Annotated in this window: 11 protein-coding genes; 6 read left to right on the forward strand and 5 right to left on the reverse strand. The window is 72.2% G+C overall.

Annotation, left to right across the window (positions count from 1 at the left end; genetic code table 11):
- Positions 1–43: 43 nt before the first annotated feature.
- The 4 genes from BJQ94_RS00315 to BJQ94_RS00330 all read left to right on the forward strand — a co-directional run bounded on the left by BJQ94_RS00315 (position 44) and on the right by BJQ94_RS00330 (position 4753).
- Positions 44–1099 carry a hypothetical protein gene (locus BJQ94_RS00315; protein ID WP_265399446.1) on the forward strand — a complete coding sequence of 352 codons (1056 nt, stop codon included), beginning with the start codon at positions 44–46 and terminating at the stop codon, positions 1097–1099.
- On the forward strand, positions 1096–2154 hold the full coding sequence (locus BJQ94_RS00320; protein ID WP_265399447.1) for an ATP-binding cassette domain-containing protein: 1059 nt from the start codon (positions 1096–1098) through the stop codon (positions 2152–2154). The genes BJQ94_RS00315 and BJQ94_RS00320 overlap by 4 nt, the downstream gene beginning before the upstream one ends.
- Complete coding sequence (locus BJQ94_RS00325) at positions 2144–3052, forward strand: ABC transporter permease (protein WP_265399448.1); 909 nt, start codon at positions 2144–2146, stop codon at positions 3050–3052. The genes BJQ94_RS00320 and BJQ94_RS00325 overlap by 11 nt, the downstream gene beginning before the upstream one ends.
- Before the next feature lie 156 nt (positions 3053–3208).
- A complete protein-coding gene (locus BJQ94_RS00330; RefSeq protein WP_265399449.1) occupies positions 3209–4753 on the forward strand; it encodes a UDP-N-acetylmuramoyl-L-alanyl-D-glutamate--2,6-diaminopimelate ligase in 1545 nt (514 codons plus the stop codon).
- A gap of 5 nt (positions 4754–4758) precedes the next feature.
- Here BJQ94_RS00330 and hutI read toward each other — a convergent pair whose 3' ends face one another.
- The 5 genes from hutI to hutH all read right to left on the reverse strand — a co-directional run bounded on the left by hutI (position 4759) and on the right by hutH (position 12106).
- Complete coding sequence (gene hutI, locus BJQ94_RS00335) at positions 4759–5946, reverse strand: imidazolonepropionase (RefSeq protein ID WP_265399450.1); 1188 nt, start codon at positions 5944–5946, stop codon at positions 4759–4761.
- 157 nt (positions 5947–6103) lie between these two features.
- Positions 6104–7516 carry a formimidoylglutamate deiminase gene (locus BJQ94_RS00340; protein ID WP_265399451.1) on the reverse strand — a complete coding sequence of 471 codons (1413 nt, stop codon included), beginning with the start codon at positions 7514–7516 and terminating at the stop codon, positions 6104–6106.
- Entirely contained in the window at positions 7513–8721 is a 1209-nt protein-coding gene (locus BJQ94_RS00345) for an allantoate amidohydrolase (protein ID WP_265399452.1), read from the reverse strand. The genes BJQ94_RS00340 and BJQ94_RS00345 overlap by 4 nt, the downstream gene beginning before the upstream one ends.
- Positions 8714–10441 carry a urocanate hydratase gene (hutU, locus tag BJQ94_RS00350; protein ID WP_265399524.1) on the reverse strand — a complete coding sequence of 576 codons (1728 nt, stop codon included), beginning with the start codon at positions 10439–10441 and terminating at the stop codon, positions 8714–8716. Before hutU ends, BJQ94_RS00345 begins: the two co-directional genes overlap by 8 nt.
- Before the next feature lie 84 nt (positions 10442–10525).
- Positions 10526–12106: a histidine ammonia-lyase gene (hutH, locus tag BJQ94_RS00355; protein WP_265399453.1), complete on the reverse strand. Its 1581-nt coding sequence runs from the start codon at positions 12104–12106 to the stop codon at positions 10526–10528.
- Between the two features lie 138 nt (positions 12107–12244).
- On the opposite strand from hutH, the gene BJQ94_RS00360 reads away from it, so the two are divergent.
- Together BJQ94_RS00360 and BJQ94_RS00365 are read left to right on the forward strand one after the other, a co-directional pair.
- Complete coding sequence (locus BJQ94_RS00360; RefSeq protein WP_265399454.1) at positions 12245–12760, forward strand: DUF664 domain-containing protein; 516 nt, start codon at positions 12245–12247, stop codon at positions 12758–12760.
- A 224-nt stretch (positions 12761–12984) separates the two neighbouring features.
- On the forward strand, positions 12985–13614 hold the full coding sequence (locus BJQ94_RS00365) for a hypothetical protein (protein ID WP_265399455.1): 630 nt from the start codon (positions 12985–12987) through the stop codon (positions 13612–13614).
- Positions 13615–13695: the final 81 nt, after the last annotated feature.

Raw genomic sequence — 13695 nt, forward strand, 5'->3', positions numbered from 1 at the left:
CGAATAGCGCTGTTCTATCCGGTGACACTGGAGGTTGCTCGTCATGTCCCGTACCTGGCTGAAGTGGATGCCGGCCGTGGCGGTGCCCGCCGTCATCGCCGTGGGAGTGCTCGCCGTTCCCCTGCAGGCCGGCGCGGCCGTCGACCTGCCGGAGAAGACCCCGCAGGGTGTGCTCGAACTGGCCGCCGGCAGTACCGTGGACACCTTCTCCGGCACTCTCGAGCAGTCCTCCGAGCTGGGTCTGCCCGAGCTGCCCAGCACCGGGGATGCGGCGACGAGTGAGTTCTCCGACGCGCTCGACCTGCTCACCGGCGACCACACCGTGCGGGTGTACCAGAACGGCGCCGACCAGAGCCGGGTGCAGGTGCAAGACACCATGTCCGAGCGCAACCTGATCCGCAACGGCTCCGACCTGTGGGCCTACAACTCCGCGGACAACACGGCCGAGCACCTTACCCTGCCTGCCGGGGCCGGCGACGACGCCGACGGAACGAGTCACACGCCCGGCGAGCTGGCCGATAAGTTCCTGGCCGACGTGACCCCGAGCACCATCGTGAGCCTGGGCGAGAACACCCAGGTGGCCGGCCGCGGCGCCTACGAGCTCGTGCTCACCCCGAACACCGACAACACCCTGGTGGGCTCGGTCTCGATCGCGGTCGACGCCGAAACCGGGCTGCCGTTGCGGGTGCAGGTCGAGGCGAAGGACGCCACCGAACCGGCCATCAGTGTGGCCTTCACCTCGCTCAGCCTCGAGGCGCCGTCCGCCGACCTGTTCGCCTTCACGCCGCCGGCCGGGGCCACGGTCTCCGAGGAGACCCTGCCCACCAAGGACGACGCCGAACACCCCGAGGCCGAGGCTAGCGGGGCCACCGTGATCGGCTCCGGCTGGGACGCGGTCGTTTCCGTGCCGGCCAGCGCGGATGCCCAGGTCTTGACCGACCTCACCGCCTCCCCGCTGTACAACCAGCTCACCGACGCCGTCGACGGCGGCCGGGCACTGAGCACGACCCTCGTCTCCGTGTTCATCACCGACGACGGCCGGGTATTCGCCGGCGCGGTTCCGGTGGAGCGGCTGCAGGCCGCCGCAACCCAGGAGTGAGCGCCCCGACCGCTCCCCAGCGCGGCGACCTGGCCATCGAGACCCGGGACCTCACCAAACGGTTCGGCCACCAGACCGCGGTCGACGCCATCAACCTGGCGGTGCCGATGGGCTCGGTATTCGGGTTCCTCGGGCCGAACGGCTCGGGCAAGACCACCAGCATCCGCGTGCTGCTCGGCCTGGCCGCCGCCACCAGCGGCGAGGTAAGCGTGCTCGGCGAGTCGATGCCGGGCCGGCTTGCCCGGGTGCTGCCGCAGGTGGGCGCACTGGTGGAGGGGCCGGCGTTCTACCCGTTCCTCTCCGGTGCCGCGAACCTGAGCCGGCTCGACTCCGCCGACCGCGCCGCCCCCGGCCGCACCCGCCGCGCCCGGGTGCGCGCCGCCCTCGACAGGGTCGGGCTGGGCAACGCGGCCGGCAAGAAGGTGTCGGCCTACTCCCTGGGCATGAAGCAGCGCCTGGGCATCGCCAACGCGCTGCTGATGCCGCGCCGACTGCTGGTGCTCGACGAACCCACCAACGGCCTCGACCCGCAAGGCACCCGCGAGGTGCGGGCCCTGGTGCGGTCGCTGGCCGGCGAGGGCACCACGGTGTTCGTGTCCAGCCACCTGCTCGCCGAGGTGGAGCACATGTGCACCCACGCCGCCATCATGAGCGCCGGGTGCCTGGTGGCCCAGGGCACCCTCGACGAGCTGCGCGCCGGCGAATCCCGGGTGCGGGTGCGCACCCCGGATGCCTCGGCGGCCATCCGCGTGCTGGCCGCCGCCGGACTCGTGGCCGCGCTGGAACCGGCGCCGGACGACCCCGGCGCCGGTGTGGGCGACAGCTGGGTGAGCGCGCCCCTCGAGTTGCCCGTTTCCGGACGAGTTGCTCCGGCAGAGCGGGGCAACTCGTCCGGACCTGGGCAACTCGGCGATGGGGAGGGGGTCGCTCCCGAACGGCTCGTGGCCGCGCTTGTGGCCGGCGGCGTGCGGGTGCGTGGCTTCCAGATCGACGACACCAGCCTGGAGGATCGCTTCGTGGCGCTCACCGGAGAGGGGTTCAACGTTGTCCGATAACTCAGCGCTGCCCACATCCGACGCCCCCGCATCCGGCACCCCCGCATCCGGCACCGCGACAGCGCCGGCGGCCCGGCCGGGCGGGGCCTGGGCGCTGCTCGTGTCCGAACTCACCGTGCTGTTCCGCCGCCGCCGCACCTGGGCGCTGCTGCTCGCGCTGGCCGCTGTGCCCGTGCTCATCGCGGTGGCCGTGCGGCTCTCCTCGCGAGAGCCCACGCCGGGGCGCGGCCCGCCCTTCCTCGACCAGGTCACCCAGAACGGTCTGTTCGTGGCCGTGACCGGCCTGATCGTGTCGATTCCGTTGTTCCTGCCGCTCACCGTCGGCGTTGTCGCCGGCGACACCATCGCGGGCGAGGCCGGGCTCGGCACGCTGCGCTACCTCCTCGTGGCTCCGGCCGGCCGGGCCTGGCTGCTCGTGGTGAAGTACCTCGGTGCGGCCGCGTTCTGCCTCGCCGCCACCGTCACCGTGGTCACCGCCGGCGTGCTCGCGGGGCTGGCGCTGTTCCCGGTCGGCCCGCTCACGCTGCTCTCCGGTGACACGATCAGCCTGGGCGAATCGTTCCTGCGCGCCCTCCTCATCGCCGGCTACGTCACGGTGTCGCTGCTCGGCCTCTCGGCCATCGGCCTGTTCTTCTCCACCCTCACGGTGGTGCCCGTCGGTGCCATGGCCGCCACCATCGTGCTCTCGGTCGTGGCGCAGGTGCTCGACTCGCTGCCGCAACTCGACTGGCTGCATCCGTGGCTGTTCAGCCACTATTGGCTCGACTTCGCCGACCTGTTGCGCCAGCCGCTGGACTTCTCCTCGTTCGGCGCGAACGCCCTGCTGCAGGGCGGCTACCTGCTGGTCTTCGGGGCCCTCGCCTACGGCCGGTTCCTCACCAAAGACATCCTGAGCTGACCCGAACGGGGTCGAACGGCCCCGCGCGGCTATGCGGTTGCTAAGAGGTTGGTATGAGTATGGCCGATCCGGCACCTTCGGCGGACATCAGGCATCCGGAGCGCATACGGTAGTAACGTGCCCTCGAATGGGGGGTTGTTAGTGGAAGGCCGCAGCATGTCCAACGAAAGTATCCCGCCCGTCGTCAGGCCCAGCAACCCGCCGCGTGTGGCCCTGGCGGATATCGCCTCCTGCGCCCAGACGTCGGCGGATGCGTCCGACGCCGCCACCGTCGTCACCGGTATCGCCCTCTCGACCGGGTCGGTGCAGCCGGGGGATCTCTTCGTGGCACTGCCGGGCAAGAACGGCCACGGCGCACAATTCGCCGCACAGGCCGTGCAGGCCGGCGCGGTGGCCGTGCTCACCGACGCCGCCGGCGAGGAGGCCGCCAGCGCCACCGGCGTTCCGGTCCTGATCAGCGACCGCCTGCGGGAACGGCTCGGTGAACTCAGCGCCTTCATCTACGGCACCGCCGACAACGCCCCCATCATCTTCGGCATCACCGGAACCAACGGCAAGACCACCACGGCGTACGTGCTCGAAGCGGTGCTGCGGCAGATGGGCCTGGTCACCGGGCTGTCCACCACCGCCGAGCGGCACATCGCCGGCGAGGTCTTCGTCTCCAGGCTCACCACGCCGGAGGCCACCGACGTGCACGCGCTTCTCGCCCGCATGAAGGAGCAGAAGGTGGAGGCCGTGGTGCTCGAGGTGAGCGCGCAGGGCCTCACCCACGGCCGTGTCGACGGCATCGTGTTCGACTGCGCCGGCTTCACCAACCTCTCGATCGACCACCTCGACGACTACGGCACCATGGAGAACTACTTCGCGGCCAAGGAACTCCTGTTCCGGCCGGAGCGCGCCCGCACAGCGGTCGTGAGCCTGGAGACCTCGTGGGGAGCCCGCCTGCTGGCGGAGCCCACGATTCCCGTCGCCTCCATTTCGGCCGACGCCACTGCCGACCCGGACTGGCGCCTGGAGATCCTCGACGCCCTGCCGGAGGCCACCCGCTTCCGCGTCACGAACCGGGCCGGCGCCACAGTGGAGACCACCGTCGCGCTGCTCGGCGACCACCTCGTGGCGGATGCCGGACTCGCCGTGGCCATGATCATCGACGCCGGCTACGCCGCCGACCGGGTGCAGGCCGCGCTGCAGGACGGCATCGAGGTCTACATCCCTGGCCGCACCGAGAGCGTGTCCGGACCGACCGGGCCGCGCGTCTACGTGGACTTCGGCCACAGCTCGGACGCCTTCGAGAAGACCCTGCGTGCGGTCAAGGCCGTCACAGCGGGACGCGTCATCATGCTCTTCGGCGCCGACGGCGACCGCGACCCGGTCAAGCGCCCCGAAATGGCGCGCGTCGCCGCGGCCGGCTCCGACATCGTGGTCGTCACCGACCACCACCCCCGCTTCGAAGACCCGGCCAGTATCCGCCGGATGCTCGTCGAGGCCGCCAGGGAGGCCTACCCGGGCAAGCAGATCGTGGAAGTGACCCCGCCGGAAGCCGCCATCGACTACGCGGTCGACCTGGCCCGCGACGGCGACGCGATCCTCTGGGCCGGACCCGGCCACCAGGACTACCGCGACATCAGGGGTGTCCGCACCCCGTACTCCGCGCGCGCCCTGGCCCGCGAGGCCCTCACCCGCCACGGCTGGCCGGTCTAAGCCGGTTACAGGTCGCGGGGACGTCGGGCGCGCACGCCCTCGGTCCAAGTGGCGGCGCAGAGCGGCACGCCGGGCCGGTAGGCGAGATGGGCCACAGATGGCGCGTCGAGCACCTGTAGGTCGGCGCGGCCGCCGACCCTGAGCGAGCCCACCGCATCCGGGCCGTGCTCACGACCCAGCGCCCTGGCCGCACCCCGGGTGGCCGCCCACACCGCTTCGCGCACGGTGAGGCCCATCTGCAGCACCGCGGTGGCCACACCGAACGGCATCGACGTGGTGTACGAGGTGCCGGGGTTGCAGTTGCTGGCCAGCGCCACGTGCACGCCGGCATCGAGCAGCAGGCGGGCCGGCGGGAACGGCTCGCGGGTGGACAGATCGCAGGCCGGCAGCAGGGTGGCCACGGTCTCCGAGCCGGCCAGGGCGTCGATGTCGGCCGACTCGAGGTGGTTGCAGTGGTCGACGCTGGCGCAGCCGAGCTCCACGGCCAGGCGCACCCCGCCGCTGAAGCCAAGCTGGTTGCCGTGCAGGCGCAGGCCCAGCCCGGCGGCCCGGCCCGCGAGCAGCACCTCGCGGCACTCCTCAACGTCGAACGCCCCGGTCTCGCAGAAGGCATCGATGAAGTCCACGTGCCCGGCGACGGCCGCGAGCATCGGGCCGGTGACCAGGTCGAGGTAGTCCCGCCGGTCCACGCCCGGCGGCAGCACGTGGGCGCCCAGGAACGTGACCACGTCGGCCACCTCGGCCGCCGCCCTGGCGCTGCGCAGTTCGCTGGCCAGGTCCAGACCGTACCCGGTCTTGGTCTCCAGGAACGTGGTGCCCTGGGCTTCGGCCTCGTGCCGGAGGCGCCGGGCGTTGGCGACGAGGTCCGCCACGCTGGCGGAGCGGGTGGCTGCCATCGTGGTGGTTATGCCGCCGGCGGCATACCGTTGGCCGGCCATCCGTGCCTCGAACTCGGCGGCCCGGTCGCCGGCGAAGACCAGGTGGGTGTGGCTGTCGACCCAGCCGGGCAGCACGGCCCGGCCGCCCACGTCCACCCGGGTGTCGGATGCGGGAGCGTCGGCGGCCGTGCCTATCCAGGCGATCCGGCCGTTCTCGATCACGAGGGCGGCATCCCTGAGCCTGTCGTTGTCGTGGCTGGTCTCGGCGCCCTGGGTGGTCAGCTCGCTGATTCCGGTGAGCAGTTCGGCGGTCATAACGCGGCCTTCCGGTTGGTGTGAGCGGCGGATGTCGGGTCGCCGTGCAGCTTGCCCGTACGCGCACCGCGCCCTACTGTGCCCGTTCCGGACAATTGTGCCCGGTGTGCCGGACGCAATTGTCCGCACGGGGAACAGTAAGCGCGCGTGGGGGTGATCATGTGGGAGAGCGCCGTGTGTTGAGGGCCGCCAGGGCCTCGCGCAGGAGCCGCGCCGGCGAGCCGTTGGGTGTGGCCGCCGCCGCAAGGGTGCCCACCAGGCGACCGGTGTCGGCCACGATGCGGCCGGCCACGATCACCCGTTGCACATCGGCCGCGGTGGCGGCGAACACCAGCTGGTCGGCCTCAGCGCCGGCGGTGCGGATGCTGTGTGCATCGATCTCGACGAGGTCGGCCGGGTCGCCCGGCACCAGGCGGGCCCGGCCGAGGCCGAGGGCCGTGTAACCGTCGGCACTGGCCGCCCGCAGCAGCTGGGCCGGGCTGAACCGGCCGCGGGAGCCGGAGGCCAGGCGTTCGCCCATCTCCAGGCCGCGCATCTCGAGGAACGGGTCGGTGACGGCATTCTGGTCGGAGCCAAGGGCGATCGAAGCGCCCGCGTCCGCCAGGGCGCGCGCCGGGCCGATGCCGTCGCCGAGGTCGGCTTCGGTCGTGGGGCACATCACCACGTTGACCCCGGCGCTGCCGAGACGGGTGAGGTCCTCGCTGGAGAGGTGGGTGGCGTGCACGACACTCAACCGCGGGGTGAGCGCGCCGAGCCCGTCGAGCACGGCGGTGGGTGTGGCACCGTAGGCGGCGAGGCAGTCGGCGTTCTCCTGCGGCTGCTCAGAGAGGTGGATGTGCAGCGGCACGGTGGCGGGCAGCCCAGCGAGGATCTCGCGTATGGCGTCGCGCGGCACGGCCCGCACCGAGTGCAGCGCCGCGCCGACGGAAACCAGGACGGGGTCGGCCGGCCGGGCCGCGGCATCCGTCTCGATCGCCGTGCCCAGCGCGGCCCAGCGGCCCAGCCACCCGGCAGCGGAGCCGTCGCCGAAGCCGCGTTGTTCCGGCCGCAGCGGGGTGCCGAGACCGCCGGCCAGGTAGCTGGTATCGAGCAGCACCAGGCGGATACCGACCTCGCGGGCCGCCGTCGCCAATGCGAGTTCCATCGCATGCGCCTGCGGGTATACGCTGCCGTCCTCCTGGTGGTGCAGGTAGTGGAACTCGCCGACCGCGGTGTAGCCGCTCACGAGCATCTCGGCGAAGACGGCCCGGGCCAGCTCGAGGTAGAGCTTCGGGGTGAGCGCCTGCGCCACCTGGTACATCGACTCGCGCCAGCGCCAGAAGTCGCCGCCCTGGTTGTGCGTGCGGCCGCGCAGTGCTCGGTGGAAGGCGTGCGAGTGGGCGTTGGCCAGACCGGGCAGCACGGTGCCGAGGCGGACGTCGGCGGGCTCGGCGGGCACGTCGTCGGCCCGGCCGGTGATGCGGCCGTCTGCGCCCGCGGTGAGGCGCACGCCCGGGACGGCGACGCCGTCGACGAGGAGCGTCTCGCACCAGTAGGTCACCGGCCCGCGGTCCACCGCGGCCGTGGTCACAGCAGCTCCCGCAGCAGGGTGTCCAGCGCCTCGACACCGGCGAGGCAGTCCTCGAGCGTGGCAAACTCCTCGGGCGAGTGTGAGATGCCGGTGGGGTTGCGCACGAAAAGCATGGCCGTGGGCACCCGGGCGGCGAGCACGCCGGCGTCGTGCCCGGCGCCGGTGGGCAGCGCCGGGATGCCGCCGAGCGCGAGGGCCAGGCGGGCGGCGAGCTCCGGGTCGAAGGTGACGGTACCCGTCCAGGACTCCTCGGTCACGGTGGCGGCGCAACCGGCGTGGGGTGAATCGAGCCGGGCGGTGATGTCGGCCACGACGGCGCGGGCCTGCCCGTCGGTCTCGGCCCGGGCGTCGAGCCAGGCGTGCACCGCCGAGGGGATGACGTTGGTGCCCCCGGGCACGGCCTCGATGCGGCCGACCGTGGCGCGGGCGCCGGGGCTGTCCAGAGCGGCCTGCTGCACGGCCACGATGGCGTGGGCGGCAGCGACCATGGGGTCGCGGCGGTCGGTCATCAGGGTGGCGCCGGCGTGGTTGCCCTGGCCGGTGAAGCTCAACCGCCAGCGGCCGTGCGCGAGGATCGACGAGGCCACCGCGAGCGGCTCGGCCAGGTCAATGAGACCGCGACCCTGCTCCACATGCAGTTCGAGGAATATGCCGATGCGGTCCAGGGCCTCCTGGTCGCGGCCCAGGTGGGCGGGGTCGAGGCCCGCCGTGACGGCGGCCTCGGCAAAGGTGATTCCGCCCCGGTCGGTGAGACCCCGGGCCTTGTCGGCGTCGATGGCGCCGGAGAGCAGCCGGGAGCCCAGGCAGGCCACCCCGAAGCGGGAGCCCTCCTCCTCGGCGAAGACCAGCACGGCGCACGGCCGGGTGGGCACGACACCGGCGGCCTGCAACCGGGCTACGGCGTCGAGGGCGGAGACCACCCCGAGTGGTCCGTCGTAGGCGCCGCCGCCGGGCACCGAGTCGAGGTGGCTGCCGACGACAACGGCATCCCGCCCCGGGGCACCCCACCAGGCCCAGATATTGCCGTTCCGGTCGGTCTCGACGGCCAGGCCCAGCCGCTCGGCGCGCTCGGTGAACCAGGCCCGCAGGTCGAGCTCCGCGCTCTGCCAGAGGTGCCGGGAGTAGCCGCCGGCGCGCTGGTCGCGGCCGGTGCCGGAGATCTCGTCGAGGCCGGCGAGCACACCGTGGGCGACGAGGTCAGGCATCCGGCGCATCCGTGGCGGCCGGCGCCGGCGCATCCGTCTCCCACATCGGTACCCGCAGGCCGCGCTCCCTGGCCACCTCTTCGGCGCGTTCGTAGCCGGCGTCGACGTGGCGCATCACGCCGGTGCCCGGGTCGTTGGTGAGCACGCGGGCGATCTTCTCGGCGGCCAGCGGGGTGCCGTCGGCCACGATCACCTGGCCGGCGTGGATGCTGCGGCCGATGCCGACCCCGCCGCCGTGATGGATCGAGACCCAGGTGGCACCGGACGCGGTATTGAGCAGCGCGTTCAGCAGCGGCCAGTCGGCGATGGCGTCTGAGCCGTCTTTCATGCCCTCGGTCTCGCGGTAGGGCGAGGCGACGGAGCCGGAATCCAGGTGGTCCCGACCGATCACGATCGGGGCGCTCAGCTCACCGGAGGCGACCATCTCGTTGAATTTGAGGCCGGCCAGGTGCCGTTCCTGGTAGCCGAGCCAGCAGATGCGGGCGGGCAGGCCCTCGAACTGCACCTTCTCGCCGGCGGCGGTGATCCATCGGCGCAGGTGCTCGTCGTGCGGGAAGAGCTCGACGATGGCCTGGTCGGTGGCCGCGATGTCTGCCGGGTCGCCCGAGAGGGCCGCCCAGCGGAACGGGCCCTTGCCTTCGGCGAAGAGCGGCCGGATGTAGGCCGGCACGAAGCCGGGGAAGTCGAATGCCCGCTCGCAGCCACCGAGCAGCGCCTCGGCGCGGATGGAGTTGCCGTAGTCGAAGACCTCGGCGCCGGCATCCTGGAAGTCGACCATGGCCTGCACCTGCTTGGCCATGGTGGCGCGGGCCTGGCGGGTGAATTCCTCGGGGTTTTCGGCGGCGTAGGCGTGCCACTCGGCGACCGTGACGCCCTCTGGCAGGTAGGCCAGAGGGTCGTGCGCGCTGGTCTGGTCGGTGACGATGTCGATGGGCACCTGGCGGGCCCGCAGTTCGGCGAAGACCGTGGCGGCGTTGCCGACCAGGCCCACCGAGAGCGGCCGGCGTTCGGCCTTGGCGGCGAGCACCCGGGCGATGGCGTCGTCGATGTCGGCGGTCATCTCGTCGAGGTAACCGCGCTCCACCCGACGCTGAAGCCGGGTCGGGTCGACGTCGACGATGAGCACCACTCCCTCGTTGAGGGTCACGGCCATCGGCTGGGCGCCGCCCATGCCGCCGGCGCCGCCGGTGAGGGTGAGGGTGCCGGCCAGGGTGCCGCCGAACCTCTTCGCGGCCACGGCGGCGAAGGTCTCGTAGGTGCCCTGCAGGATGCCCTGGGTGCCGATGTAGATCCAGGACCCGGCGGTCATCTGGCCGTACATGGTGAGCCCGAGGGCCTCGAGCTTGCGGAACTCGGGCCAGGTGGCCCAGTCGCCGACGAGGTTGGAGTTGGCGATCAGCACCCGCGGCGCCCACTCGTGGGTGCGGAACACGCCCACCGGCTTGCCGGACTGCACGAGCAGGGTCTCGTCCTTCTCCAGCGTGGTGAGGGTGCGCACGATGGCGTCATAGGCCTCCCAGTTGCGGGCGGCCTTGCCCGTGCCGCCGTAGACGACGAGCTTCTCCGGGTGCTCGGCCACCTCGGGGTCGAGGTTGTTCATCAGCATCCGGAGCGGGCCCTCGGTCTGCCAGCTCTTGGCGGTGAGGGTGGTGCCGCGGGCGGCGCGCACGATGCGGGGCGGATGCGCGTCGGTGGGCGGGGCATCCGTCGCTGTGGTCATCGTGGGGCTGGTGGGGCCGGTCTCGGTCAGGTCGGGCATGAGCGGGGTCTGCTTTCTCGAGAGCTGAAGGGAGGGGTCGGTGAATCAGTACAGGTCGCCGGTGGCGCTCTGGGCGGCGGAGAGCACGGCGCCGCTCCGCACGGAGGCGGCCACGGACTCGATCTCGGGGGAGAGGAACCGGTCGGGGCCGGGGCCGGCGACCTCGCGGCGCACCTCGGCGAGCACGGCTCCGGTGGCCGGGCCCGGCGTGAGGGGCGCGCGCAGGTCGAGGGCCCGGCTCGCGGTCATGACCTCGATGCCGAGCACCCGGGCGAGCCCGTCGATGCCGGTGCGCAGCTTGCGGGCGGCGTGCCAGCCCATCGACACGTGGTCCTCCTGCATGGCCGAGGAGGGGATCGAGTCGACCGAGGCGGGCACGGCCAGGCGCTTGAGCTCGGAGACGATGCCCGCGGCGGTGTACTGGGCGATCATCAGGCCGGAATCGACTCCCACGTCGTGGGCGAGGAACGCGGGCAGGCCGTTGTTGCGGGCCGGGTCGAGCATCCGGTCGGTGCGGCGTTCGGACATGCTGGCCACGTCGGCCACGGCGATGGCGAGGAAGTCGAGCACATAGGCGACCGGGGCACCGTGGAAGTTGCCGTTGGATTCGACCCGGCCGTCGATGGTGACGACGGGGTTGTCGATCGCGCTGGCCAGTTCGCGGTCGGCGATGCGGCCGGCGTGGTCGATCGTGTCGCGGGCGGCGCCGTGCACCTGCGGGGCGCAGCGCAGCGAGTAGGCGTCCTGTACCCGGGTGCACTCCGGGCCCTTGTGGCTGGCCACGATGGGGGAGCCGGCGAGCAGGTGGCGGAGGTTCGTGGCGGAGGCCTGCTGGCCGAGCTGGGGGCGGAGGCTCGCGAGGTCGGCGGCGAAGACGGCATCCGTGCCGAGCAGGGCCTCGATGCTCATCGCCGCGGCCACGTCGGCGGTGGCGAGCAGGGTGTGCAGGTCGTGCAGGGCCAGGCTGAGCTGGCCGAGCATACCGTCGGTGCCGTTGATCAGCGCCAGGCCCTCCTTCTCGGCCAGCAGCACGGGCTCGAGTCCGGCGGCGGCGAGGGCAGCGGCCGCGGGCAGTTCCACGCCGGCCCGGTCGCGCACGCTGCCCTCACCCATCAGGGCCAGGGCGCAGTGAGCCAGCGGGGCCAGGTCGCCCGAGCAGCCGAGCGAGCCGTACTCGCGAACGATCGGGGTGATGCCGGCGTTCAGCATGCCGGCGTACGCCTCGGCGGTCGACAGGCGGATGCCGGTGCGGCCGGTGAGCAGCGTCGACAGGCGCAGCAGCATGAGGGCGCGCACGGTCTCCCGTTCCACCTCCGCGCCGGAGCCGGCCGCGTGCGAGCGCACCAGGCTCTGCTGCAGCCGGGTGCGGTCGGCGGCGGTGATGAAGGTGGTGGCGAGGGCGCCGAAGCCCGTGGAGATGCCATAGTGCGGTGCCACGTCGGTGGCGAGCACCTCGATGATGGCGCGGCTGGCGGCCACGGCAGCGCGGGCGTCCTCGCCGATGAGCACGGGGGCGTCGTGGCGGGCGACGGCCACGACATCCGCCACGGTGACCGGCCCCGTACCCACGGTGACCGGGGTCGGGGCAATGGTGGCGGCGGGAAGGACGGTGTCGACGGTGTGCATGCTCCTATCTGACTCCTGCGCGGGCGGCGGCGCAGCGCCTTTCAACCGGTTGGTGTCTCGTATACGAGACAGTTCGCCACGCCGCAGGAAACTTGACGTCGGGTTTAGGGTGGGCAGTGAGCCAGTGGAGGTACCGGGATGCTTTCGACCGACCTGATGACGGATGCCTTCGGCCGGGTGCGCGAAGCCGTGCATGCGGTGCTCGTCGGCGCCGGCCCCGCGCTGCTCGAGTACCGCGCCGATCACGAGGCCAACACCATCGGCTGGCTGATCTGGCACCTCACCCGCGTGCAGGACGACCACGTCGCCGACCTGATGGGCGAGCCCCAGGTCTGGACGACCGGCGGCTGGCAGAAGCGCTTCAACCTGCCGTTCGCGGCCGCCGCGACGGGCTACGGCCAGAGCTCGGCCGACGTGGCCGCGGTGCGCGCCGGCGCCGACCTGCTGCTCGGCTACTTCGACGCCGTGCACGAACGCACGATCGACTATCTGGGCACTCTGCACGAGGACGACTTCAGCCGCATCGTCGACACCCGCTGGACGCCAGCGGTGACCCTGGCCGTGCGGTTGGTCAGCGTGATCGGGGACGACCTGGAGCATGCCGGCCAGGCCGCCTTCGTGCGGGGGCTGGCGATGCGGGCCGGCCTGCACTGACCCCACCCACGCCCGTACCCGCACGCGAGTTCCGCGAGAGCGGTCATACGGCTGCTTCGCTGCGCTGTGGTGACCCTTTCCCCGCTCTCGCGAGATGCTGAGTTCGCGAGAGCGGTCATGTGGCTGCCTGGTTGGGCTGTGGTGACCATTTCCCCGCTTTCGCGAATGGGGCCGCGGGGGCACCCGGCTAGGCTCGGGGGCAGCACCTCGACCCAGGAGAGCCCGTGGCCCACTCGTATCCGCTGTACGTGAACGTGCTGGCGCAGTGCTTCTGCTGCCAGTCGCTGCAGCCGTTCCACTTCACCTCGGCGACCGATCAGGTGGTGTGCACACACTGCCTGCGTCACCTGGGCGCCGAGAAGGCCGAGCAGCGTGACACCGATCACATCAAGCTCTGGCTGGGACAGTTCGCCGCGCAGCAGGAGACCCTGCAGGAGCTCGCCACCACCACCACCGCCACGATCGCCGAGCGCGACGCGGAGATCGCCGCGCTCGCCGCGCAGGTGGCCGAGCTCACCGGCATCGTGGCCGGCCGGTTCGACCGCGGCCCCGATGCGGCCCTGCGCGGCCTGCTCGAGACCGAGGTGCTCAAGCGTGCCGAACGCAAGGCCGAGCTGGGCCAGCGCCGCACGGATGCCGCGATGGCCGTGCTCTGGCAGATCGACAGGTTGCACCAGGTCACCCCGGCCGACCCACAGCGCTGCGGATGCGGCAAGTCGACCGCTGCCTGCCCCGAAACCCGGGCGTTGGGCCCGGTGCGCCAGGCGCTGGGTGACTGGGAGGCGAAGAACCAGAAGCTGCACGCCGCCGGCCAGCGGCACGCCCTGCCGGCCGGGCATCCCGACCTGCCCTGACCCGCCCGGCCCCGACAAGGGTGGCCCATTTTCGCTAGTGAGGAGCCCGCCACCACTAGCAAAAATGGGCCGGTCTCTGGT

This window comes from Cryobacterium sp. SO2, assembly GCF_026151165.2.
Classification (GTDB): domain Bacteria; phylum Actinomycetota; class Actinomycetes; order Actinomycetales; family Microbacteriaceae; genus Cryobacterium.

Bases quoted from the DNA above. Each gene is read 5' to 3' on its own strand.
- BJQ94_RS00315 (WP_265399446.1), top strand. From the start codon at position 44: ATGTCCCGTACCTGGCTGAAGTGGATGCCGGCCGTGGCGGTGCCCGCC.
- BJQ94_RS00330 (WP_265399449.1), top strand. From the start codon at position 3,209: ATGTCCAACGAAAGTATCCCGCCCGTCGTCAGGCCCAGCAACCCGCCG.
- hutI (WP_265399450.1), bottom strand. From the start codon at position 5,946: ATGACCGCCGAACTGCTCACCGGAATCAGCGAGCTGACCACCCAGGGC.
- BJQ94_RS00345 (WP_265399452.1), bottom strand. From the start codon at position 8,721: ATGCCTGACCTCGTCGCCCACGGTGTGCTCGCCGGCCTCGACGAGATC.
- hutU (WP_265399524.1), bottom strand. From the start codon at position 10,441: ATGACCACAGCGACGGATGCCCCGCCCACCGACGCGCATCCGCCCCGC.
- hutH (WP_265399453.1), bottom strand. From the start codon at position 12,106: ATGCACACCGTCGACACCGTCCTTCCCGCCGCCACCATTGCCCCGACC.
- BJQ94_RS00360 (WP_265399454.1), top strand. From the start codon at position 12,245: ATGCTTTCGACCGACCTGATGACGGATGCCTTCGGCCGGGTGCGCGAA.